Genomic DNA, 23,058 nt, shown 5'->3' on the forward strand with positions numbered 1-23,058 from the left:
CCCCCGCATCGCGCCGCCGCTTCAGCCCTTGCGCAGGAGCAGTTCCGTGTTGCGGTCGCCCGGGTCGCCGCTCAGGGTGGGGCGGGCGCCCGGTGCGTTGAAGGACAGTTCGCGGTACAGCGCGGCGAGGCCGGTCTGCGACAGGTCGGTGAAGTCCGTGCGGTGCGGGGCGGCGGACTCGATGAGGGTGGTGAAGAGGGAGAGCGTTCCGTCGCGGTTGTCGACCAGTTCGATCACGCGGGCGAGCTGCGGGAAGTCGATGTGCGACGCGGTGGAGACCTCCCAGAAGGAGCCGTGTTCCGTGCGGTGCGGGGTGATGGCGTTCTTGTGGCTGTGGCCGTTCACCCAGGCGAGCACCGAACGGTGCCTGCCGAGCAGCGCCGCGACCTCGTCCCCGCCGTGCCGCTTTTCGCGCGGGCGCCGGGGATCGGTGTGCAGATTGCGCATGGACCGGCTGGTGTGGTGGCTGAAGACGATGGCGTACGAGGCGTCGCCGCTCCTCTCCACCTCCGTCAGGGTCCGCTCCAGCCAGCGCAGTTGGGACGTACCGAGGGAGCCCTCGTAGTGGCCGCCGGGGTCGGTGGTGTCCAGGCTGATGCCGAGGACGTCGTCGCTGATGCGGAAGGAGTAGTACTGGGTGCCGTCCGCCAGGTTCTGGCGGGTGTAGCCGTGGCCGACCGGGCCGCGGCCCCGGTGTGCCTGGTCGAGGTGGGCGCGGACGTACTCGGCGGGGGTGAAGGGGGCGCGCGCCTCGTCCGGCGTGACCGACCGCATGCGGCGGGCCTCGGACTTCAGGATGTCCTTGAACGTGGAGCCCTTCGGGTCGTGGCCCTTCTTGACGGTCTCCCACACGGCCGCGCCACGCGTCTCGTCGAGGGACATCAGCTTCTTGCCGCCGACGGCGAACTCCGCGAAGTACGGGTCCCCGGGCGCGTAACAGCCGCCGGGGAGGCTGTCGTGGTTGCCGACGGTGGAGTACCACGGCAGGTTGAGACCCGGGCTGTTCACCTCGCGGATCGCCGCCTCCAGGAAGCCGTGCAACCGCGGGAACCCGACGCCCTTGTCGGCGTCGCGCAGGGCCGCGTCCGGGTGCCAGTAGAGCTTCAGACCGCTGTCCTGTACGCCTTCGTAGTGGCGCGGGTCACCGGAGTTGGGGGTGACGCGGCCACCGCTCATCACCTTCAGGAACCAGTCCAGCTCGTTGCGGGAGTTGTTGTCCGTGTTGTCGCCCGTCGTCATGACGAAGTGCAGCGGGGCGCCGGTGGCGGGGGCGCCGCGCATGCCGTTCACCTGCTCGACCAGGGAGACCGCCCCCGCGACGGACAGCGCCTCCTGCGGGCGCCAGGCGCTTGCCGTCTGCGCGCGCAGGTACTCGTAGCGCAGCGGGTGCTGGACGTCCACCAGGTGCAGGTCGGTGAACTGCACGAAGGCGGCGAGCGCGGTGCGGCGGGCGGCGCGGTTGTCCTTGGCGTCCGCCAGGTCCGTGCGGACGACGCGGTCCCAGGCCGGGCCGTCGCCGAGCCGGCGGTAGCTCCCGTGCGGTCCGCGGGGTGCGGAGAACGTGGCGAGAGTGGTGCCCGAGCGGTACGGGGCGAGTGGGGCCGCGGGGGCCCTGCGGGACATCGGGACGGGCGCCGTCCCCTGGGCGGCCTCGCCGGAGCCCGCCCCGGGGCCGAGGGCGTATCCGGCTCCTGCGGAGAGGGTCACGGCGCCGGTCGCCGCGAGGAACGCGCGACGGTTCACTTTGGCGGCGGCGGACGTGGTGGCAGTGGCTGCGGCGGTGGCCACAGAGCGTATCCGCGACATGGCGCGTCTCCCCGGGTGCGAACGCGTCGGCAGTGGTCGCGGGAGGCTGTGGCCGGGGTCCGGCCGTGGCTTCCCGCTCGTACTGGATCGTTGGCAGTGGGGGTGGCCTGTGCGTGAACGACGCCGCAACGTGCGGCGCCGATCACCGTAAGTGGATCTGGGGGGACCCTGCGTGTGCACGCTTTGCTCTTCGGGGGGTGGGGGTGGCGTCGCTCCGTGTTCATGTGGCGGGGTAGTGGGCCCTCGCGGGGCGCCCCAGGCCCGCCCCTTCTCCGAAACCGGGGGCTGCCGCCCCCTGGACCCCCGCTCCATCGGCGCTCCGCGCCTCGTCCTCAAACGCCGGACGGGCTGACTCAAACGCCGGACGGGCTGAAATCGCGCTCCGCGCCTCGTCCTCAGGCGCCGGGCGGGCTGCAAGACCCCAGGTGGCCATGAGGCGGGCGGGCACGCCACAGGGACAGGCCGATGTCGACCAGGCTCACGCGGTCGAGGGCGGCGACGTCGTCCAGGGGGTGCCACGCCGCCAGGTCCGTCGACCCCGACGTCTCGTGCCGCAGGGCACCCCCGGTGACCCGGCCCTCGTAGACGATGCGTACGCCGTGGAAGTCCGCGAGGGCCCCGAGCTGCCTCGGGTAGCGGCGGCGCAGGGAGTCCACGCCGAGGAGCGCGACCGGCTGCACGGTGTATCCGGTCTCCTCGTCGGCCTCCCTGATCACCGTGTCGTACGGGTCCTCGCCGTGGTCCATGCCGCCTCCGGGCAGCGTCCACCGCTTGCTCCCGTCTCCCGCCACCCAGCGGGCGAGCAGCACGGACCCGTCGCGTACGCATACGGCGTAGGCCGCCACCCTGAGTTCCTTGTGCACGGGCCGACGTTAGACCGCGTACACCGGATAGGCACGCCCCGTTACTCGAACCGGTGACTTACCCTTGAGGGGTTAGATGGCCGCAGTGGGATGCAAGCGGACGGATGAAAGGAGCGGGCATGCCCGACCCTCGCCCCCTCACCGGTGAGCCCCTCGCCCTGGATCTGCTCAACACCCGCTGGGTGCAGGACGGGGCGTGGCAGGACCTGCTCGACGGCGTCGAGGGCCTCTCCGTGTGGCTGGCCGCGAACGGGCTCGACGAGCGGTTCGGCGCCGACGGCTCCACCCTGGAGCATCTGCTGCGGGCCAGGGACGCGCTGGCCGGGGTCGTCGACCTGCCGGGGAAGCCGGGTGGCGACGCCGGTGCGGTCGCGCGGGTCGACGCGGTCCTCGCGCACGGCCGGGTCCGGGTGGCCCTGACGACGGCGGGTCCCGCCGAGGAGCCCGAGTTCGGCGACCCGTCCTGGGGACCCGCGTGGCTCGCGGCCCGGGACTATCTGACGCTGCTCGGCAGCGCGCCGGACCGCATCCGGAGCTGCGCCCACGAGGCGTGCGTCCTGCACTTCTTCGACACCTCACGGAACGGCACCCGCCGCTGGTGCTCCATGGCGCTGTGCGGCAACCGTGCGAAGGCGTCCCGCCACTACGCGCGCTCACGGGAGGTCTGACCACGCCGCCGCACGGGCGCGGCGCGGGCGTCAAGTGCCGTTATGCACCGCCTTGTTCCCGATGGCGTATGGCGGAAGTACGCCACCGGCGCATCCCGTGCCGGGCGACTCTCCCCAAACAGGCACCCCTTACGTAAAGCTGAGCGGTCATCCGGTCCCGTATTCCGGACCCTTCCCCGAGTTCTCGACTCCGTTCGGGTAGGGGAGACCCCATCGCTACATCGGCTCGACCAGCCGATCTTTACGTACAGGGATGCTGATGACCCTCGATCCACGCGCGCCCGAGCCGGGTGCGAGACGCGACGACCGCGCCAGACGCACCGCACGTCTCGCCACCGCGATAGGTGTGGCCGCCGCTCTCTGCGCGGCGGCCCCGCTCCCGCTGGCCTTCGCAGCCGACACCCCGTCCCCCGCGCCCGCCGCCCCGGCGCCCAAGGACGCCGCCGCCAAGCTCGGCGCCGCGGACGCCGCACTCCTCGCCGACGCCAAGGCGGAGGGCGAGAAGACCGTCACGATGATGGTCGCCACCGCGCCCGGCGCGACCGAGCAGGTCGCCAAGCAGCTCGACGCCGTCAAGGGCGGCTCCGTCGGCCGCACCTACGACAAGCTCGGCTACGTCCGCGCCGCCGTCCCGACCGCGCACGCCGACGCCGCGATCGAGGCCGCCACCGAGCTCCCCTCCGTGCACGGCATCGACCTGCGGCACGAGATCGAGCTCGACGACCCGAAGCCGCAGAGCCCCAAGGGCGCGAAGAGCGGGGCGGGCCGCGCCGCCTACCCGGCCCCCGACAAGAACACGCCCGCCAAGAACCCGTACAACCCGTCCTTCGAGACGGGCGCCGTCGACTTCGTGAAGAAGAACGCGAAGGCCGACGGCCGCGGCGTCACCATCGGCGTCCTCGACTCCGGTGTGGACCTCGGCCACCCGGCGCTCCAGAAGACCACCACCGGCGAACGCAAGATCACCGACTGGGTGACGGCGACCGACCCGATCGTCGACGCCGACGCGACCTGGCGCCGCATGACCAACCCGGTGTCAGGGCCCACGTTCACCTTCGACGGCGACTCCTGGAAGGCCCCCGCGGGCTCCTACCAGATCAGCCGCTTCCGCGAGGCCGCGACCACCGGCGGCGACGCCAAGGGCGACCTGAACCGCGACGGGGACACCACCGACAGTTGGGGTGTTCTGTACGACCCGGCCGCCGGCACCGTCCGCGTCGACCTGAACGACAACAAGGACTTCGGCGACGACAAGCCGATGAAGCCCTACGGCAAGAACCACCAGGTCGGCTACTTCGGCAAGGACGACCCGGCGACCGACGTCGCCGAGCGGGTGCCGTTCGTCGTCGAGATCCGCAAGGACGTCCCCACGGACCCCTACGGCGGCGACTGGGTCGGCAAGAAGGCCGACTTCGTGAACATCGGCCTCATCGAGTCCGAGCACGGCACGCACGTAGCGGGCATCACGGCCGCCAACAAGCTGTTCGGCGGCAAGATGAACGGCGCGGCGCCCGGCGCCAAGCTGGTGTCGTCCCGCGCCTGCACCTGGTCCGGCGGCTGCACCAACGTCGCGCTCACCGAGGGCATGATCGACCTCGTCACCCAGCGCGGCGTCGACATCGTCAACATGTCGATCGGCGGCCTGCCCGCGCTCAACGACGGCAACAACGCGCGCGCCGAGCTGTACAAGCGCCTCATCGACACCTACGGCGTGCAGTTGGTCATCTCGGCGGGCAACTCGGGCCCCGGCGCCAACACCATCGGTGACCCCGGGCTCGCCGACCACGTCATCTCCGTGGGCGCCGCGGTCTCCAAGGAGACCTGGGCCGCCAACTACGGCTCCGCGGTGACGAAGAAATACGGCATGTTCAACTTCTCCTCGCGCGGCCCGCGCGAGGACGGCGGCTTCCAGCCCCTGGTGACCGCGCCGGGCTCGGCCATCAACACCACCCAGACCTGGCTGCCCGGCTCCCCGGCCGCCGAGGCCGGCTACCAGTTGCCCGCCGGCTACTCGATGCTCCAGGGCACCTCGATGTCGTCGCCGCAGACCGCGGGCGCGGCGGCGCTGCTCCTGAGCGCCGCCAAGCAGCAGCGCGTCGACCTCACCCCGGCCAAGCTGCGCACCGCGCTCACCTCGACCGCGCACCGCATCCCGGGTGTGCAGGCCTATGAGCAGGGCACGGGCCGGATCGACGTCATGGACGCCTGGGCCGCGATCAAGGGCGGCGCCAAGGCCCACGAGTACACGGTCAAGGCGCCCGTCGACACGGCCCTCGAGCAGGAGCTGAAGAAGCCCGGCACCGGCCTGTACGACCGTGAGGGCGGCCTGAAGGCCGGTCAGAAGAAGACGTACGACGTGACGATCACGCGTACGTCGGGCTCCAGCCGTCCACTGCGCCACAAGCTCGCGTTCGCCAACAACCACGAGAAGACCTTCAAGCTGCTCGGTGACGCCGCCGACGGCGAGGTCCACCTGCCCCTCGACCGGCCGGTCAAGGTGAAGGTGCAGGCCGCCCCGGAGTCCGCGGGTGTCTCCAGCGCCAAGCTGACCGTCGACGACAAGCGCACCCGCGGCATCGACCACCAGATCATGACGACCGTGGTGGTCGCCAAGCCGCTGGCGAAGCCGTCGTTCACGTACAAGGCGTCCGGTTCGGTGCAGCGCAACGCCACCAAGTCGTACTTCGTGAACGTGCCGAAGGGCGCGAAGTCCCTTGAGGTCGCGCTCGGCGGGCTCGCGGACAAGAGCCAGACGCGCTTCATCTCGATCCACCCGTACGGGCTCCCGGCCGAGTCGACGTCGTCGCTCGTCTGCTACCCGAACTTCCCGAACCCGGACAACACCTGCCGCCCCGACGCCCGTTCCTACGCGAACCCGACGCCGGGCGTCTGGGAGATCGAGGTCGAGGCACGCCGCACCTCGCCGGTGCTCGACAACCCGTACAAGCTGGAGGTCTCCGCGCTCGGCGTGACCTTCGCCCCCGAGCCCCTGAAGGTCCCCGAGGCCAAGGCCGGCTCGGCCACCCCGGTCACCTGGAAGGCGCGGAACGACTACGCCGCCGTGGACGGCAAGCTGAAGGGTGGCTCGCTCGGTTCGGCCGCCACCTCCCGGCCCACCATCAAGCAGGGCGAGACGCAGACCACGACGGTCGTCGTGCCCGAGGGTGCCGAGCGGCTCGACGCCGTGATCGGCTCCACCGCGGACTCCCGTGCCGACCTGGACCTGGCGCTGTTCAAGGACGGCCAGCTCGTCGTGCAGTCGGCTGACGGCGACTCGGAGGAGTCCGTGAGCGTCACCAAGCCCGCCGCGGGCACGTACACGCTCCAGGTCGCGGGCTACTCCATTCCGTCGGGGCAGACCGCGTACGACTACCGTGACGTGTTCTTCTCCGCCTCCCTCGGCCAGGTCAAGGTCGACGAGAGCAAGGCGGTGAAGCTCGCCCACGGCGCGACCGCGGACGTCTCCGCCGAGCTGGTCGTAGGCGCCCCCGGCGCCTCCGGCCGGGTCCTGTTCGGCGAGGTGAACCTCCTGAACGCGCGCGGCACGGTCGCGGGCACCGGCAGCGTGACGCTGGAGAAGGTCACCGAGTGACCTCTGCGGTCTCGCGCTGACGACAGCACGAGGACGGGGGCGGACACCTCGGTGTCCGCCCCCGTCCGGTTTTCGGATCTCCTCCGGCTCTCGGACCTCGTCCGGCTTCAGGTCCCGCCGCCCGCGGAGGCCGGGCGCCGGATCAGCGCTTCAGCGAGCTGAGGTCCTGCGCGTAGGTGCCCACCGCGTTCGCGATGACGTCGATGTTCACGTCGAACGCCTTGCGGTTGATGTTCTTGATGTCGTCGCCCTTGGCGTGGTAGTTCGGGTCGTACGGCTGTCCTGCCCTGCCGCCCGCCTTGGCCGCCTGCTCCTCGGTCTTGAGGCCCTCGGCGCCGGTGAAGGTGCCGCCGGCCGGGATGCCGGTCGCGATGAACGCGCCGTAGTCGGAGCGGCCGTCGAAGTCGGTGCCCCAGTGCGGGACCTTCTTCTTGTCCAGGAAGCCGTTGATCAGCTTCTCGATCTGGGCGGAGCCCGCGGGGCCCGCGCCCGCGCCCGTCTTGTCGGAGTCGTCGCCGTCGTAGACGAGTTCGGCCGCGTTGGGCGAGGCGATCATGTCGAAGTTCAGATAGAGCTTGATGTTCTTCTTCTGCTTGGCGCTCAGGGTCTTCACGTAGTGGTCCGAGCCGAGCAGGCCGAGCTCCTCGGCCGACCACCAGGCGAAGCGGACCTTGTGGGCGAGCTTCTTGCCGCCCTTGGTCTCCTTGGCGAGCTTCTCCGCGACCTCGATCAGACCGGCCGAACCCGAGCCGTTGTCGTTGATGCCAGGACCCTCCTCCACGGAGTCCAGGTGGGCGCCGAGCGCCACCACGCGGTCGGCGCGGCCACCGCGGGTCTCCGCGACGACGTTGCGGGTCTTGTGCGGGATCGCCTTGGTGGCGACGTCCAGGGAGAGCTTGACCTCGCCCTGCTTCACCTGCTCGGCCAGCTTCTCGCCCTCGGCCTTGGTGATGCCGACGGCGGGGATGTGCGCGTTGTCCGGGGTCTCCAGGTTGCCCTTGACGGGCGCGTCGCCGGAGTGGTTGTAGAGCACGAGGCCGACGGCGCCCGCCTTGGTCGCCGCTGCCTCCTTCTCGGCGAAGGTGCAGGTGCCGCGCTTCACCAGTGCGATCTTCCCGGTGAAGGTGTCCGAGGTGTAGTCGTCGGCCTCGCAGCCCGGGCTGTCGTCGACGCGGGCCGCGGCGACCGGTGCCGTCAGGCCGCCCTCGGGCGTGGACTTGCTGAAGTCGAACGCCAGGGCGTTCAGCTTGCGCGCCTCGGGCGACAGGACGCTCGCGCCCTCCCGCAGCGTCTGCGACGTGTAGAACGTGAAGTCCTGGTACGAGACCTTGTAACCGGCCTTCTTCAGGCGGTCGTACACGTACCTGGTGGAGGCCTTGTGGCCCGGGGTGCCCGCGGCGCGGTTGCCGCCGTGGGCGTCGGCTATCTGCTGGAACTTCTCCAGGTGGCGGTGGGCGCTCTTGCCGGTGGACTTCTTCACCAGCTTCTTGGCGAGCTGCTCCGCCTTCTCGGCCTGCGTCGTCCGGTGCCTGTCGGACGGGGCGGCGTCCTGCGCGCCCGCGGGGGACGCGGCGGCGAACAGGACGGGGGCGGCGACGACGGCGGAGAGCAGAGCGGCCGTCGTCCGACTGCGGGGTGCGCGCACGGAGGTCCTTCCTTGCGTGGTCGTTGGTTGGCGCCGGTGATCTCCGCGGGCGGCACTGGTCAGGTACTGGTCAGGTACGCGACCGCCGTACGCCAGTGATCATCAGCAAGCGGTGGAAGGACCGTAGCCCGGTGAAATCGCAGGTCGGGCGGTTCGCCGGGTTCGCAACCGCGTCTTCACGGAGTTGTCACCGGAACTCAGTAATCCGCCCCGGCGCGGTGGTGCGCGCTCAGCACGTCATGCCGCGCGCCCGGGGCAGCGCCTTCTCGATCCACGCCCGGTCCGCGGCGCGTTGCCCGCCGGTGGACCAGATGTCGGGGGACGCCTGGCCCTCGGGGATGCCGATCAGTACGCGATCCCCCGTCCGCGGCCGGGGGTCCGCGGAGACGTCCATCACGAAGGTGACCTGCTTCTGCCCCTTCGCGGGTTTGTGGTACCGGGACACGTCGAGCGTGATCCGGTCCTTGGTCCCCTCGGGCAGCGGCTCGACGCTCTGTACGGTGCCCTCGACGATGAGCCGGGCGCAGGCGACGTACCTCTCGGGTGACTTCTTCGCGTCCTCGGCGGCACCTTCGGGCCGGTCCTCGGCTCCTGGCCGGTCCTCGGCTCCTGGCCGCTCGTCGCTTCCTGGCCGGTCGTCGGTGAGGCTCGGCGCACCCTTCGCGGCGTCGGCACCTGCCCCCGAGTCGAGGTCCCCGGTACTGCTGCCAGCCCCGAGCCAGAAGAGCCCGCCGAGCAGCCCGGCACCGAGCACGGCGGCGAGGCCGAGCACGGCACGGCGGCGGGCGGCGCCCGGGGGGCGGGGGGTGCCGGACGGGTGGGTGGGGCCCGATGGACGGGCGGGGCCACGCGCGCCCGCGGGGCCGCGCGAACCGGCGGGGCCGCGCGAACCGGCGGGGCCGCGCGAACCGGATGGCGGGAGCGAACCGGATGGCGGGAGCGAACCGGACGGCGGGAGCGCCCCGGACAGCGGGAGCTGGCCGGACGGCGGGAGCGAACCGGACGGCGGGAGCTGGCCGGACGGCGGGAGCGAACCGGACGGCGGGAGCTGGCCGGACGGCGGGAGCGGTCCGCACGCCGCCAGCGTCTCCCCCACGATCCGGAGCTGCGCCCGCAGCACCTCGACATCGGCGACGGCCGCCGCGTACTCCGCCATGAAGCGCTCGTCGGCGCGGGCGGCCTCGGGCACCGGCTCGCCGGTGACCGCCGGTGTCAGCGCGTCGACGGGGTCGTACGGCTTCTCGTGCGCCACGGTCACCTCACCTCTCCCTCGTGCAGCCGCGTACGCAGCACCCGTACCGCCGCGTGCAGCCTGCTCTTCACCGTGCCCTCCGGAATGCCCAGTTCATCCGCTATGTCGCGGACCGGCAGATCGGCGTAGAAGCGCAGCACGACTACCTGGCGCTGGCTGTCCGGCAGCTCGTCGAGGCCCTGCGCCACGGCGAGCGAGAGCACCCGCGACTCGGCGCCGTCCTCCTGCGGCTCCGCCGGGTGCAGCGCGGCGAGCCGCTCGCCGAGCCGTTCCTGGCGGCGCCGGGCGCGGTGGTAGTCCATGGCCCAGTTCGAGGCCACGACGGCCGCCCACGCCGACACCTCCCGGGGTGCCTCCTGCCCGCGCGCCGCCCGCTCCAGGAGCCGCAGCCTGACGTGCTGCACCCCGTCCTGGAGTTCCCCGTGCGGGACCCCGCCCAGCGAGAGCACGGCCCGCACCCGGCCCTCCTGGGCCGCGTCGAGCGGGTCGGCGATCCCGTGCGGATCGGCGGCGGTCCCGCGGGCCGGGTCGAGCGGACCGGCGGGCGCCCGCCCCCGTGGTCCGCGGCGCGTGCTTCTGCGCAGCAATGGCCTCCCCCTCGTCCCGTCCCTCGGCCCGCGCGTTCCCGCGTTTCCGCGTTTCCCCTAGGACGCGGGAGGCCGCGGAAACGTTCGGCTGCCGGACCCGGAACAGGGTGCGGGTTCCGCCGACGTCACCTGTGGTGTTCCGCACCTCGGACAATGGATTGGACAAAGCGGCCGTGGACAGACGCATCATGGAGCGGGCGGCAGAACGCCCAGGCCGGACGGCCGCGCGCCAGGCACATACCTACGGAGGAACCCTGTGAAGGTCGGAATCGTCGGAGCCACCGGTCAGGTCGGCACGGTCATGCGCACCATCCTCGCGGAGCGCAAGTTCCCGCTCGACGAGCTGCGTCTGTTCGCCTCGGCCCGCTCGGCCGGCACGGTCCTCGACGGGGTCACGGTCGAGGACGCCTCGACGGCCGACTACACGGGCCTGGACATCGTCCTGTTCTCCGCGGGCGGCGCCACCTCCAAGGCGCTCGCCGAGAAGGTCGCATCGCAGGGCGCCGTGGTGATCGACAACTCCTCCGCCTGGCGCCGCCACCCCGAGGTGCCGCTCGTCGTCTCCGAGGTGAACCCGCACGCGATCGCGGACCGCCCCAAGGGCATCATCGCCAACCCGAACTGCACGACGATGGCCGCGATGCCCGTCCTGAAGCCGCTGCACCTGGAGGCGGAGCTGACCTCGCTGGTCGTCGCCACCTACCAGGCGGTGTCCGGCTCCGGCCTCGCGGGTGTGGACGAGCTCTTCGACCAGGTCAAGAAGGTCGGTGACGACGCGCCGAAGCTGACGCACGGCGGCGACAAGGCCGAGTTCCCCGAGCCCGACAAGTACGTCGCGCCGATCGCGTACAACGTCCTGCCGCTGGCGGGCTCCATCGTCGACGACGGTCTGAACGAGACCGACGAGGAGCAGAAGCTGCGCCACGAGTCCCGCAAGATCCTGGAGATCCCGGAGCTCAAGGTCTCCGGCACCTGTGTCCGCGTGCCCGTCTTCACCGGCCACTCCCTCCAGGTCAACGCCCGCTTCGCGCGGCCGCTGTCCCCGGAGCGCGCCACCGAGATCCTGGCGGGCGCGGAGGGCGTCGTGCTCACGGACGTCCCCACCCCGCTGGGCGCCGCGGGCCGCGACGAGTCCTTCGTGGGCCGTATCCGCGGCGACGAGACCGTCGAGAACGGCCTCGCCCTCTTCATCTCCGACGACAATCTCCGCAAGGGCGCCGCGCTGAACGCGGTACAGATCGCGGAGCTGGTGGCGGCGGAGCTCTCGGGCGCCTGAGCACCGGGCCCCGGCGGGATCACCGCAAACCCGGGGCCCTGGGACCACCGGAAACGCCCGGCTCACGAGGGATCGTTTCCGCAGCCACGTACGAGTGATACGGCGCATGCCCCCCGGGCGTGTCCGGGCAGTGATGGGGTGCACCAACCGCACCACTGACAAGGGAAGTTCATGCGCCGTATCGCCGCCGTGACCACCATGGCCATCGGAACCCTCGCCCTCGTCGGCGCCCTCGCCGCCCCGGCGAGTGCCGTGCCGGACCCCGTAGCCACCATCGACTGTGCCGTCCAGGACGTCACCGGGCTCGTCGACCCGACCGGCCTCGGGGTGCCCCCCGAGGTCCCGGCCACCGGGTGCCTGGCGCCCTGAGCCGAGGGGACGATCGCTCCCGGGACGGCAGCGGTGCCCGTACGGAACCCGGCCGGGTTCCGTACGGGCACCGCTGCCGTCGTGTCCCCGTGTCACCTCTCCTTGCGCGCCGCGAGGGCGATCACGCCGAGGGCGAGCACGGCGAGCCCGCCGCCCACCCAGAGGACGCCGGTCACGCCGATGCCGTCGGCGACCCGGCCGCCGGTCAGCGCACCCACCGCGATGGCCACGTTGAACACCCCGGCGAACAGCGCGGACGCCGACTCACGGGCGCCCGGCGCCGCGGCCATCACCCAGTTCTGCGAGGAGACGGACACTCCGCCGTAGGCGAGCCCCCACGCGACGAGCAGCACCACGGACACGGCAAGGGAGCCACCGGCCGGTCCCATCAGGAGCACCACGGCACCGAGCGCGGCGGAGATCACCAGGAGGGCCCTGCGCGGTTCGCGGGCCGCGAGGGAGCCGCCGAGGAAGTTCCCGGCGATCCCGGCGACGCCGTACGCGAGCAGCAGCCCGCTGACGAGGCCCGCGCCGAGGTCCGGCACCCGTTCGAGGACCGGCCGCACATAGGTGTACGCGGTGAAGTGCCCCACCACGAGCAGCGCCACCGCGATCAGGCCGACCCGCAGTCGGGGCAGCCGCAGCAGACCGGGAAAGGCACCGAGCCGCACCGGCTCGTCGGCGGGGAGCGGCGGCAGGACGGCGGACAGGAGCGCGGCGACGGCGAGCCCGAGCACCGCGACGGCGCCGAACGCCCAGCGCCAGTCGCTGAGTTCGCCGAGGAAGGTACCGGCGGGCACGCCGAGCACCGACGCCACGGCTATGCCGCTGAAGATGACGGCGGTGGCCCGGCCCACGGACTCGGCGGCGACCAGGCGCACCGCGAGGGAGGCGGCGACGGCCCAGACACCGCCGATGCACAGGCCGACGACGATCCGGGCGCCGAGCAGCACCGCGAAGGAGGGCGCGAGCGCGGAGAGCACATTGGCCGCGCCGAGCAGCAGCATCAGCGCGCACAGCACCCGCTTGCGGTCTGCGCGGCGCACGGCGACGGGCAGCAGCAGCGCGGCGAGCGCGGCGACGACCCCGGGCAGGGTGACGGTGAGACCGGCGGTGCCGTCGGAGACGTGCAGCCCCGATGACAGGGAGGTGAGCAGCCCCACGGGCAGCATTTCCGTGGTGACGACCGAGAAGGTGGCGGCCGCGACGGCGACGACGGACAGCGGCAGGGACCACCGTCCGGTGGGGACGGGCGCGGTTGTGGTCACGGTTTCCATGGCCCCCACCCAACGCCCGCGCGGCATCGGGAACAACGCCGGAGTTCTCATCCTTGAATGAGCGTGGCTAATCGATCGCAGGACGCGCGGGACGCGCACGCGGCGGGACACCGGAACGGGCGGGCCGGTGCGGTGAGCGGTCTGGAGATACGGGAGCTGGAGTGCTTCCTCGTCCTCGCCGAGGAACTGCACTTCGGCCGCACGGGTGAGCGGCTCTACGTCTCCCAGAGCCGCGTCAGTCAGCTCATCGCCGCCCTTGAGCACCGGATCGGCGCCCGCCTGGTGGAGCGTACGAGCCGCCGGGTGCGGCTGACCCCGCTCGGTGCGCGGTTCTGTACGGAACTGACTCCGGCGTACGAGGAGTTGGCGGGCGTGGTGGAGCGGGCCAGGGAGTCGGCGCGCGGGGTGTCGGGGCAGATCAGGGTGGGTTTCCAGGGCACGGCCGACGCGCGACTGATGGAGGCGATCACGGCGTTCCAGGAGCAGCACCCCGGCTGTGTCGCGGAGATCGCGGAGGTGCCGTTCGCGGACCCGTTCGGGGCGGTGCGGCACGGCGAGGTGGACGCGGCGATCGTGCTGCTTCCGGTGGCGGAGCCGGACCTGGTGCTCGGCCCGGTCTTCTCCCGGCAGCAGCAGACGGTCGCGGTCTCCGTACGCCATCCGTTCGCGGCCCGTACGTCCCTGGCCGCAGTTGACCTGGCGGACACCCCGCTGATCTCGGCGGCTCCGCCCGCCCCCGCGTACTGGCGCACCGCGCAGGCGCCCTCCGCGGTGCCCGCGCCCGCCGTGCGCACGCTCCAGGAGGGCCTGACCCTGGTGGCCGCGGACCGCGGGGCGATGCTGCTGTGCCGGCCGACGGCGGAGTACCACGGGCGGCAGGACGTGGTGTTCGTACCGGTGCAGGGCGTGCCCGACTCGGTGCTCGGGATGGTGTGGCACCGGGACGGGGAGACGGCGCGGGTGCGGGCGCTCGCGCGGGCGGTGGCCGGGGTCGGGGCCGGGGCTCAGGCGGCCGACGCCACCGCGTCGGTGGCCTGAGCCCCGGGGGTCCCTCGCGGGGTCACGCCGGGCGGCGCACCTCGAAGTGGAAGCAGCCGTACTCCACGGCGCGGACGTGTACGAGGGCGACCTCCGGGTCGGCGAACGCCTCGGCGAAGGCCGCGTCGAAGCCCTTTGCCGGGTGCTCGGGGATCTCAAGGAGGCGGCCGCCGACGATGTGGCCGTCGGCGTCGTAGCGGCGGAAGGCGCGCAGGGCGCCCGTCCTGACGAACGGGTAGTCCTCGCTCGTTTCCGCCGGGGCCGGGCCCTCGCACGGGTCCGCGTGGATGAAGACCGGGCCCTGCTCGTCGTACGCGCCCGGCTTGGCGCCGGTGGTCGCCGCCCAGCGGCGGAGGGGGGCGTAGGAGACCAGGGCGAGGCGTTCGCCCTGCCGGGCGGGGCGAAGGCAGCAGCGGAGCGGGGCGCCGCCCTCCCCGTCCGTGAACGGGACGCACGGCCGGCCCGCGTCGTCCGTGTGCCGCAGTTCCTTCAGGGCGTCGGGGGCTATGGGGTTCGGGGTGTATGCGGTGGTCATGGGGCAAGGTTCGCGCGGGCGCGGGGGTCGGGCTGGCGGTTTCCGGACGTCACGTTCCCGCTTGTCGCGCTGCGCGCTCGTCCGCGAACGCCGGACGGGCTGAAGTGTGCCGGAGCAGGCTTGTTCTTTTCAGCCCCTCCGGCGTTCGCGGAGCGGGGTCTGGGGCGGCCCCCCAGTTGCGGGAAGGGGCGGGACTTGGGCGCCCCGCGAAGGCCGCTATACCCCCCACGACCCCCGACCGTTCAACTCCGCCACATCCGTCCCGGTCGTCCACCGGTACGCCGCGTCGAGCTCGGCGACCTCCTCCCCGGTGAGCACGTCCTCCACCCGGCGGAACCCCTCGGGCGCCCGCTCGGCGACGACTTGGAGGAGCCGGTCGGCGGGCATCCGCCGGTTGGCGAGGACGAGCGCGGCCGTGGCAGCGCGCCGCAGGTCCTCGTACGCCCGCAACCCGGCCACCCGGTCGGGCTCGTGCACGGCCAGGCAGCGGGCGAGGACCCGGGCGTCGAGGATCGCCTGCGAACCGCCGTTGGAGCCCACCGGGTACATGGGGTGGGCGGCGTCGCCGAGCAGGGTGACGGGCCCCTGGCCCCAGTGCGGCAGGGGCTCCCTGTCGACCATCGGGTACTCCAGGATCCGCCGGGTCGCGGCGAACATCGCGGGCACGTCGAGGTCCCCGATCCGCCACCCGGCGAAGTGCGGAAGGACGTCGGAGAGGCGCCCGCCGCGGTTCCAGTCGGCCGCGCCGGACATGGCGCCGTGGTCGGGCGGAACCCGGACCTCGGCGACCCAGTTGAGCAGCGCGCGCCCGCGCTCCTCGGCCTCCCGCGAGATGGGGTAGACGACGAGCTTGGCCTGCGCGTTGCTGCCGGCGACGGTGACGGTGCGCGCGCCGAGCACGGGCTCCCACTCGGTGATGCCGCGCCACATCCGGATGCCGTTCCACAGCGGCGGCCCCTCCCCGGGGTGCAGCCGCGCCCGCACCGTCGAGTAGAGCCCGTCGGCACCGATCAGGGCCCGCACCGGCACGGTGTGCTCGCGTCCGCGCGCCAGGTCGCGAAGGACCACCCGGAGCAGGGAACCCTCCGTTTCGGCGTAGCGCACGAAGGAGGTGCCGGTGACGACGGCACGTTCGCCGATGCGGGCGCGCACCGCGTCGAGCAGGAGCATCTGCAGGGCGCCGCGGTGCAGGGAGTACTGCGGCCAGTGGTAGCCGAGGGCGAGGCCGCGGGGCTCACCCCAGATGCGGTTGCCGTGCCGGTCGTAGTGGACCATCGCGGCGGTCGGCAGGCCGGTCGCGGCAAGGGCGTCGCCGAGGCCGAGCTCGGTCAGCTCGCGGACGGCGTGCGGCAGCAGGTTGATGCCGACGCCCAGGGGCCGGATCACCTGGGCCGGTTCGACGACCCGCACCCCGATGCCCGCCGCGTGCAGGCTGAGGGCCGCGGTGAGTCCGCCGATGCCCGCCCCCGCGATCAGGACGTCGACGCTCGCGTGCGGGGCGTTCATGGCGTGCACGGGCGTCGCACCGCCCGCCCGACCTCGGTGCGCAGGCGTACGAACGCGGGCAGGGCGCGGGTGCCGATCTGGTCGCGGGGCGCGGGCAGTTCGACGGGCAGTTCGCTGTGCACACGGCCGGGGGCGCCGGTGAGGACGACGACGCGGTCGGCGACGTACACGCTCTCGTCGATGTCGTGGGTGACGAGGAGGATGGTCATCCCTTCGGTTCCGGGAGCGGGGGTGCCGGGGGCGTCGGTTCCGGGGCCGTCGGTGCCGCCGCGCACCGAGAGCAGCAGGTCCTCCAGGTCCTCCCTGGTCTGTGCGTCGACGGAGCCGAACGGCTCGTCCATCAGGAGCAGCGCGGGCCGGTAGGCGAGCGCGCGGGCGATGGCGACGCGCTGCTGCATGCCTCCCGACAACTGCCACGGATACTTGCCCGCGGTGCCGTCGAGGCCGACCTGCGCGAGCGCGGCCAGGGCCCGCGCGCGGCGCTCCGCGCGGTCGAGGCCGCGGCGGCGCAGCGGCAGGGCAACGTTGTCCCGTACCGTCAGCCAGGGGAAGAGCGAGCGCGTGTAGTCCTGGAAGACGACGGCGAGGTCGTCGGGCACACCGTCGACGGCTCTGCCCGCCACGGATATGTCGCCCGCGCTCGGACGTTGCAGGCCCGCGACGCAGCGCAGCAACGTGGACTTGCCGCACCCCGAAGGGCCGACGATGCTCACCAACTCGCCCCGTGCCACGTGCAGTTCGACGTCCTCGACGGCCTGGTGCCCGTCGGCGTACCGATGGCTGAGACCCGCGATGTCCAGCATCCCCTGTTCCCCCTGTTCCCCCTGTTGCCCTGTTGCGCTGTTGCCGACTGCCGTGCGGTCTACGTGATGTGAGTGCCCGAAGGCCTCGGGCGTTCCCGTTGTGTCCCGCGAGATCCGGCCGGTCCTGCCGTCGCGGTCCTTCAGGTCTAGGTGATCGTGCGCCGCGCGCCCCGGTGCCAGGCGAGCACTCTGCGCTCGACGAGCAGGAACAGCGCGTTGAGTACGCAGCCGACGGCGCCGAGGAGCACGATCCCCGCCCACAACCGGTCGGGCCTGAACTCCCGTTCGGCGGCGTTGAGACGGGAGCCTATGCCCTCGCCGGAGCCCATCAGCTCCGCGATCACCATGAGGATCAGCGCGAAGCCGAGCGCGACCCGCAGCCCCGCGAAGATCCTCGGCGCGGCCGCGGGCAGTACGACGTACCGCAGCCGGGCCCACCCGCCGAGGCCGAAGACACGGGCGGAGTCGAGCTGCAAGGGCTCCACGGACCGCACCCCGTCAGCGGTGTTGAGCAGCACCGGCCACACCACGCCGAAGACGATGGCCGCCAGTTGCATGGACGTACCGAGCCCGAAGGCGACCATGAAGAACGGGATGAGCGTCGGCGGTGGCACCGCACGTCCGAACTGCAGCACGGGGTCGGCGAGGTGGAACGCCACCCGGGAGAGGCCGACGCCGACGCCCACGACGATGCCCGCCACCCCGGCGAGCGCCCAGCCGAGCAGCAGATGGCTGACACTCGGGACGAAGTCGTCGACGGCCAGGTCGCTGAGCCACAGTCGGGACGGCGGCCCCGACCACCACAACTCCCGCATGGTGCGCACGATCCGGGTCGGCGGCGGGAAGTACAGGTCTTGCGCTCGCCGGGCCGCCGCCTCCCAGGCGAGAAGGAGCAGGACGAGCAGCCATCCGCGGGCGAGGGCCGCGCCGAGGGCCCGGCGTGGTCGTGAGGTCACGGGCCCGCTCCCGCCTCGGCCCGGCGCGGGAAGAGCCTGCGCCCCGCCAGGACGAGGACCGCGTTGGCGGCAACGCCGAGGGCGCCCGCCCAGCAGGCCCCCGCCACCATCAGGTCGGGGCGCCCGCCCCCGGACTGGGTGCCAAGGAGATACACGCCGAGCCCGCCGTCTCCCCCGGCCCGCAGCTCCGCGCTGACCGCCACGATCAGGCCCACCGACGCGGCGATCCGCACGCCGGTGACGACATGGGGTCCGGCGCTCGGCAGCGACACCCGCCACGCCACCCCGAGCGGCCCGAACCCGAAGGAGCGCAGCGTCTCCTTGGCGAGGGGGTCGACGTCGCGCAGCCCGTACAGGGTGTGAAGCAGGACGGGCCACAGCGCGGCGTAGCAGACGAGGGACCGCTCCACCCGGTCTGGCTCGACGAACACGAGGATCGCGAGCGGGATCAGGGCGACGGACGGCACGGGCCTGGCCAGTTCGACGACGGCCAGGGCGGCGGTGTCGAGGCGGGGCAGCGAGCCGAGGAGCAGTCCGGCGGGCACCGCGAGGGCGACGGCGACGGCGAGGCCTGCGAGCCAGGCGGAGACGGTGGTCCACAGGTGGCCGAGGAACCCGTCGTCGACCGCCATCTCCGCGGCGCGGGCGAGCACGGAGGATGCGGGCGGCAGCGCCTGGGCGTCGAACACCCCGCTGCGGGCGAGGAGTTCGGCGAGCAGCAGCGTGCCGACGGCCCCGACCGCGCCGAGGAGGGCCCGCCCCCAGGCGCGTCCGGTCAGCCACCGGGCGCGTTGGGTCAGCCGCCGGGCGCGCCCGGCGGCTCCGGTCAGCCACCCGGTACGGGGGCGGGTGCGCGCCGCGGACCCCGGGCCGGAGCCCGGACGGGGGCGCGCAGTCGGCCTCACGGCGCCGTGCGCACGAGGAGTGGTTCCACGTCGATCTCCTGTTTCACGTAGCCGAACTCCCGCATCAGTTCGACCACGCGTCGCAGCCGGGCCGGGTCGAGGGCCACGGGGTAGCCGCCCAGGCGCAGTTGGGCGGCCTCCTCGGTGGTGATCTTCGTGTAGTCCGGGAGTGCGGCCACGACGTTGGAGCGGTTGCCGGCCTGCCGCTGGGCGCGGGACATGGCGCGCTGGAAGGCGGCGACCGTCTTCGGGTTCTTCTCGGTGAACGCGGCGGTGCTGGCGTAGCCGGCGATCGGGAAGCCCGCGGTGGGCGGCTTGCCGAGGTCGGCGACGACCCGGCCCGCGCCGGACTTCTCGATCGCGGTGACGAACGGCTCGACGGCCTGCACGGCGTCGACACTGCCGGACTCCAGGGCGGTCCCCATGTTCGGCATGTCGATCTCGACGAAGTCCTTGTCGTCGTCGAAGACGGCGCCCTCCGCCTTTCCCGCCTTCTGGACGAGGAGGGCGCTGATGTTCCGTTTGGTGTTGACGCCGATCTTCTTGCCTTCGAGGTCCTTCAGCGAGCTGACCGGCGAGTCCTTCGGTACGAGGACCGCGTGCGTGCCGGGCGCCGACTGGAAGCCGTCGGACACGATCCGTAGGTCCAGAGCCTTGTTGGCGTGCGCGAGGAAGTACGAGACGTAGTTGCCGAAGGAGACGTCGATGGCGCCCGCCCGCAGTCGGCCGACCGACTCGGCGCCCCCGCTGAGGGTGGTCGTGCGGACCGTGAGCCCCTCCGCCTTGAAGAAGCCCTTGCGGATCGCGATCTGCAGCGCCGCGGTGTCGGCGACCGGCATGGTGCCGACGGTGATCCGGGTCTTCTCCAGGCCCTTGCCGTCGGCGGGTCCGCCGCCGGAGTCCCCGGACGCGCCGCACCCGGCGGTGACCGCGCCGACCAGCACGACGGCGAGGGCCGGTATCGTCACTCCGCGTAATCGTGCCGCCCCGTGGGCCGACCGCGGTCTTCGCGGCCCGCGCGGGAACCGGACACCGCGCGCACCCCTCGCACCCCTTGTCACATCCATCCGCCCCCGCCCGTACGCCGCCGCTCCAGGCCGCTTCGGACCGCTTTCCGGCCCGAGCCGACGCGCGGATGCTAACGGCCGCGCGACCTGAGAACAATGGCTCGGCCCGGGCCGCCACGCCACATGCAAGGATGGCGAGAAACATCGCAGAAACTACGCAAGTCGTACCGAGGAGATGACCGCGTGCCCGGCACCAATCTGACCCGCGAAGAGGCGCAGCAGCGGGCGAAGCTGCTCACCGTTGACTCGTACGAGATCGATCTCGACCTCTCCGGAGCGCAGGAGGGAGGGACATACCGGTCGGTGACCACGGTCCGCTTCGAGAGCGCCGAGGCGAACGCCGAGACCTTCATCGATCTCGTCGCCCCCGCCGTCCACGAGATCGTCCTGAACGGGCACTCCGTGGACGTGGCCGCGGCCTTCCGCGACGCGCGCATCGCCCTGAAGCACCTGCGCGAGGGCGCCAACGTACTCAAGGTCGTCGCGGACTGCGAGTACACCAACACCGGTGAGGGCCTGCACCGCTTCGTCGACCCCGTCGACCAGCAGGCCTATCTCTACACCCAGTTCGAGGTCCCGGACGCGCGCCGTGTGTTCGCCTCCTTCGAGCAGCCGGACCTGAAGGCCACGTTCCAGTTCACCGTGAAGGCGCCGAGCGGCTGGACGGTGATCTCGAACTCGCCGACGCCCGAGCCCACGGGCCCCGGCGGCGACGTGTGGGTCTTCGAGCCCACGCCGCGCATCTCGTCGTACATCACGGCCCTGATCGTCGGCCCCTACCACGCGGTGCACTCCTCGTACGAGAAGGACGGCCAGAGCGTGCCGCTCGGCATCTACTGCCGTCCCTCGCTCGCGGAGTACCTGGACGCGGACGCGATCTTCGAGGTCACCCGGCAGGGCTTCGACTGGTTCCAGGAGAAGTTCGACTACGCCTACCCGTTCGCGAAGTACGACCAGCTCTTCGTGCCGGAGTTCAACGCGGGCGCGATGGAGAACGCGGGCGCGGTCACGATCCGCGACCAGTACGTGTTCCGCTCCAAGGTCACCGACGCCGCGTACGAGACGCGCGCGGAGACGATCCTGCACGAGCTGGCGCACATGTGGTTCGGCGACCTCGTGACGATGGAGTGGTGGAACGACCTCTGGCTGAACGAGTCGTTCGCGACCTACACCTCCATCGCCTGCCAGGCGTACGCGCCGGGATCGCGCTGGCCGCACTCCTGGACCACGTTCGCCAACTCCATGAAGACGTGGGCCTACCGGCAGGACCAGTTGCCGTCCACGCACCCGATCATGGCGGACATCCGTGACCTGGACGACGTGCTCGTCAACTTCGACGGCATCACGTACGCCAAGGGCGCGAGCGTCCTGAAGCAGCTCGTCGCCTACGTCGGCATGGACGAGTTCTTCAGCGGTGTGCAGGCGTACTTCAAGCGGCACGCCTTCGGCAACACCCGGCTGAGCGATCTGCTCGGCGCCCTGGAGGAGACCAGCGGCCGGGACCTGAAGACCTGGTCGAAGAAGTGGCTGGAGACGGCCGGCATCAACGTGCTGCGTCCGGTCGTGGACGTCGACACCTCCGGCACCATCACCTCCTTCGCCGTCAAGCAGGAGGCCCCCGAGCTGCCCGCGGGCGCGCAGGGCGCGCCGACGCTGCGCCCGCACCGCATCGCCATCGGCCTGTACGACCGGGACGCCGCGACCGGCAAGCTGGTGCGCACCGAGCGCGTCGAGCTGGACGTGGACGGCGAGCTGACGGCCGTGGACGCGCTGGTGGGCCGGGCCAGGCCCGACGTCATCCTCCTCAACGACGACGACCTGTCGTACGCCAAGGTCCGCCTCGACGCGGACTCGCTCGCCTTCGTCACCGAGCACCTCGGCGACTTCGAGGCCTCGCTGCCGCGGGCGCTCTGCTGGGCGTCGGCGTGGGACATGACGCGTGACGCGGAGCTGCCCACGCGGGACTATCTCTCCCTCGTCCTGTCCGGCATCGGCAAGGAGTCCGACATCGGCGTCGTGCAGTCGCTGCACCGCCAGGTGAAGCTCGCGCTCGACCTGTACGCGGCCCCCGCCCACCGGGACGCGCTGCTCACCCGCTGGACGGAGGCGACCCTGGAGCAACTGCGGGCCGCCGTGCCCGGCAGCGACCACCAGCTCGCCTGGGCGCGGGCGTTCGCGGCCACCGCCCGCTCGGAGTCCGACCTGGCGCTGCTCGAAGGGCTGCTCGACGGCTCCGAGTCGATCGACGGCCTGGCCGTGGACACCGAGCTGCGGTGGGCGTTCGTGGCGCGGCTCGCGGCGACCGGGCGGCTCGACGAGGCCGGGATCGCGGCGGAGTTCGAGCGGGACCGTACGGCCGCGGGTGAGCGGCACGCGGCCGCGGCTCGGGCCGCTCGGCCCACCGCCGCGGCCAAGGCCGAGGCCTGGGCCTCCGTCGTGGAGTCCGACAAGCTGCCCAACGCCGTGCAGGAGGCGGTGATCTCCGGCTTCGTCCAGACCGATCAGCGGGAGCTGCTCGCGTCGTACACGCAGAAGTACTTCGACGCCGTGGCGGGGGTCTGGGAGTCCCGTTCGCACGAGATGGCGCAGCAGATCGTGGTGGGTCTGTACCCCGCGCTCCAGGTGTCCGCGGGGACGCTGGACGCGACGGATGCGTGGCTGAAGTCCGCTGAGCCCTCCGCCGCGTTGCGGCGACTCATCACTGAGTCGCGCGCGGGGGTTGAGCGGGCCCTGCGGGCCCAGTCCGCCGACGCCTGACCCTCCCTCCGGGGGGCGGTTCCCCTCCGGGGGGGCCGCCCCCCTGCGGGGCCGCTTGTGCGGGGGCGTTTCTGGCCCGCCGCTGTGGCGGGGGGCCATTCCTGGCCCGCCGCTCCGCGGCGGATGCTTCCCACCCACCCACCCGTTACCCCGCAC

The 23,058-nt window shown here is 72.4% G+C and carries 18 protein-coding genes; 6 read left to right on the forward strand and 12 right to left on the reverse strand.

Annotation, left to right across the window (positions count from 1 at the left end):
* Positions 1-21: 21 nt before the first annotated feature.
* Positions 22-1,806, reverse strand: coding sequence for a TIGR03767 family metallophosphoesterase (locus IG78_RS0117515; RefSeq protein WP_030564131.1), 1,785 nt, complete (start codon positions 1,804-1,806; stop codon positions 22-24).
* Positions 1,807-2,201: 395 nt separating this feature from the next.
* Positions 2,202-2,669 carry an NUDIX hydrolase gene (locus IG78_RS0117520; protein ID WP_030564133.1) on the reverse strand — a complete coding sequence of 156 codons (468 nt, stop codon included), beginning with the start codon at positions 2,667-2,669 and terminating at the stop codon, positions 2,202-2,204.
* Positions 2,670-2,788: 119 nt separating this feature from the next.
* Between IG78_RS0117520 and IG78_RS0117525 the strand changes: the two genes are divergently transcribed.
* Both IG78_RS0117525 and IG78_RS0117530 read left to right on the forward strand, forming a co-directional pair.
* Entirely contained in the window at positions 2,789-3,337 is a 549-nt protein-coding gene (locus tag IG78_RS0117525; RefSeq protein ID WP_030564135.1) for a CGNR zinc finger domain-containing protein, read from the forward strand.
* 259 nt (positions 3,338-3,596) lie between these two features.
* Entirely contained in the window at positions 3,597-6,929 is a 3,333-nt protein-coding gene (locus IG78_RS0117530; RefSeq protein WP_030564137.1) for a S8 family serine peptidase, read from the forward strand.
* Between the two features lie 142 nt (positions 6,930-7,071).
* Here the strand turns inward: IG78_RS0117530 and IG78_RS0117535 are convergent, their stop codons facing one another.
* From IG78_RS0117535 to IG78_RS0117545, 3 genes are all read right to left on the reverse strand, one after another.
* Positions 7,072-8,574, reverse strand: a complete 1,503-nt coding sequence (locus IG78_RS0117535) for a M28 family peptidase (protein WP_030564139.1) — start codon at positions 8,572-8,574, stop codon at positions 7,072-7,074.
* Positions 8,575-8,803: 229 nt separating this feature from the next.
* Positions 8,804-9,832, reverse strand: coding sequence for a collagen-like protein (locus IG78_RS49220; RefSeq protein ID WP_051852721.1), 1,029 nt, complete (start codon positions 9,830-9,832; stop codon positions 8,804-8,806).
* The gene (locus IG78_RS0117545; RefSeq protein WP_078965217.1) at positions 9,829-10,413 is read right to left on the reverse strand and encodes a sigma-70 family RNA polymerase sigma factor; all 585 of its coding nucleotides are present in this window, start codon (positions 10,411-10,413) and stop codon (positions 9,829-9,831) included. Before IG78_RS0117545 ends, IG78_RS49220 begins: the two co-directional genes overlap by 4 nt.
* A gap of 256 nt (positions 10,414-10,669) precedes the next feature.
* Between IG78_RS0117545 and IG78_RS0117550 the strand changes: the two genes are divergently transcribed.
* Both IG78_RS0117550 and IG78_RS0117555 read left to right on the forward strand, forming a co-directional pair.
* Entirely contained in the window at positions 10,670-11,689 is a 1,020-nt protein-coding gene (locus IG78_RS0117550) for an aspartate-semialdehyde dehydrogenase (RefSeq protein ID WP_030564144.1), read from the forward strand.
* 171 nt (positions 11,690-11,860) lie between these two features.
* A complete protein-coding gene (locus tag IG78_RS0117555; protein WP_030564146.1) occupies positions 11,861-12,058 on the forward strand; it encodes a hypothetical protein in 198 nt (65 codons plus the stop codon).
* 92 nt (positions 12,059-12,150) lie between these two features.
* On the opposite strand, the gene IG78_RS0117560 is transcribed toward IG78_RS0117555, so the two are convergent.
* Positions 12,151-13,335: an MFS transporter gene (locus tag IG78_RS0117560; protein WP_225882108.1), complete on the reverse strand. Its 1,185-nt coding sequence runs from the start codon at positions 13,333-13,335 to the stop codon at positions 12,151-12,153.
* Between the two features lie 132 nt (positions 13,336-13,467).
* Between IG78_RS0117560 and IG78_RS0117565 the strand changes: the two genes are divergently transcribed.
* Positions 13,468-14,373, forward strand: coding sequence for a LysR family transcriptional regulator (locus IG78_RS0117565; protein WP_051852722.1), 906 nt, complete (start codon positions 13,468-13,470; stop codon positions 14,371-14,373).
* Between the two features lie 22 nt (positions 14,374-14,395).
* On the opposite strand, the gene IG78_RS0117570 is transcribed toward IG78_RS0117565, so the two are convergent.
* The 6 genes from IG78_RS0117570 to IG78_RS0117595 all read right to left on the reverse strand — a co-directional run bounded on the left by IG78_RS0117570 (position 14,396) and on the right by IG78_RS0117595 (position 20,046).
* A complete protein-coding gene (locus IG78_RS0117570) occupies positions 14,396-14,908 on the reverse strand; it encodes a DUF1203 domain-containing protein (RefSeq protein WP_030564152.1) in 513 nt (170 codons plus the stop codon).
* Between the two features lie 216 nt (positions 14,909-15,124).
* Entirely contained in the window at positions 15,125-16,414 is a 1,290-nt protein-coding gene (locus IG78_RS0117575; protein WP_030564153.1) for a flavin-dependent oxidoreductase, read from the reverse strand.
* A complete protein-coding gene (locus tag IG78_RS0117580; protein WP_030564155.1) occupies positions 16,411-17,217 on the reverse strand; it encodes an ABC transporter ATP-binding protein in 807 nt (268 codons plus the stop codon). The genes IG78_RS0117575 and IG78_RS0117580 overlap by 4 nt, the downstream gene beginning before the upstream one ends.
* Positions 17,218-17,363: 146 nt before the next feature.
* Entirely contained in the window at positions 17,364-18,173 is an 810-nt protein-coding gene (locus tag IG78_RS0117585) for an ABC transporter permease (protein ID WP_030564157.1), read from the reverse strand.
* Positions 18,170-19,078: an ABC transporter permease gene (locus tag IG78_RS0117590; protein ID WP_078965220.1), complete on the reverse strand. Its 909-nt coding sequence runs from the start codon at positions 19,076-19,078 to the stop codon at positions 18,170-18,172. Before IG78_RS0117590 ends, IG78_RS0117585 begins: the two co-directional genes overlap by 4 nt.
* Entirely contained in the window at positions 19,075-20,046 is a 972-nt protein-coding gene (locus IG78_RS0117595; protein WP_051852723.1) for an ABC transporter substrate-binding protein, read from the reverse strand. Before IG78_RS0117595 ends, IG78_RS0117590 begins: the two co-directional genes overlap by 4 nt.
* A gap of 282 nt (positions 20,047-20,328) precedes the next feature.
* Between IG78_RS0117595 and pepN the strand changes: the two genes are divergently transcribed.
* On the forward strand, positions 20,329-22,902 hold the full coding sequence (pepN, locus tag IG78_RS0117600) for an aminopeptidase N (RefSeq protein ID WP_030564164.1): 2,574 nt from the start codon (positions 20,329-20,331) through the stop codon (positions 22,900-22,902).
* Positions 22,903-23,058: the final 156 nt, after the last annotated feature.

Origin of the sequence: Streptomyces aureocirculatus (genome assembly GCF_000720475.1) — a bacterium.
Taxonomy (GTDB): domain Bacteria; phylum Actinomycetota; class Actinomycetes; order Streptomycetales; family Streptomycetaceae; genus Streptomyces; species Streptomyces aureocirculatus.

Excerpts from the sequence above, each read along its gene's own strand:
- IG78_RS0117515 (WP_030564131.1), bottom strand. The coding sequence starts at position 1,806 with ATGTCGCGGATACGCTCTGTGGCCACCGCCGCAGCCACTGCCACCACG.
- IG78_RS0117525 (WP_030564135.1), top strand. The coding sequence starts at position 2,789 with ATGCCCGACCCTCGCCCCCTCACCGGTGAGCCCCTCGCCCTGGATCTG.
- IG78_RS0117530 (WP_030564137.1), top strand. The coding sequence starts at position 3,597 with ATGACCCTCGATCCACGCGCGCCCGAGCCGGGTGCGAGACGCGACGAC.
- IG78_RS0117555 (WP_030564146.1), top strand. The coding sequence starts at position 11,861 with ATGCGCCGTATCGCCGCCGTGACCACCATGGCCATCGGAACCCTCGCC.
- IG78_RS0117560 (WP_225882108.1), bottom strand. The coding sequence starts at position 13,335 with ATGGAAACCGTGACCACAACCGCGCCCGTCCCCACCGGACGGTGGTCC.
- IG78_RS0117570 (WP_030564152.1), bottom strand. The coding sequence starts at position 14,908 with ATGACCACCGCATACACCCCGAACCCCATAGCCCCCGACGCCCTGAAG.
- IG78_RS0117575 (WP_030564153.1), bottom strand. The coding sequence starts at position 16,414 with ATGAACGCCCCGCACGCGAGCGTCGACGTCCTGATCGCGGGGGCGGGC.
- IG78_RS0117580 (WP_030564155.1), bottom strand. The coding sequence starts at position 17,217 with ATGCTGGACATCGCGGGTCTCAGCCATCGGTACGCCGACGGGCACCAG.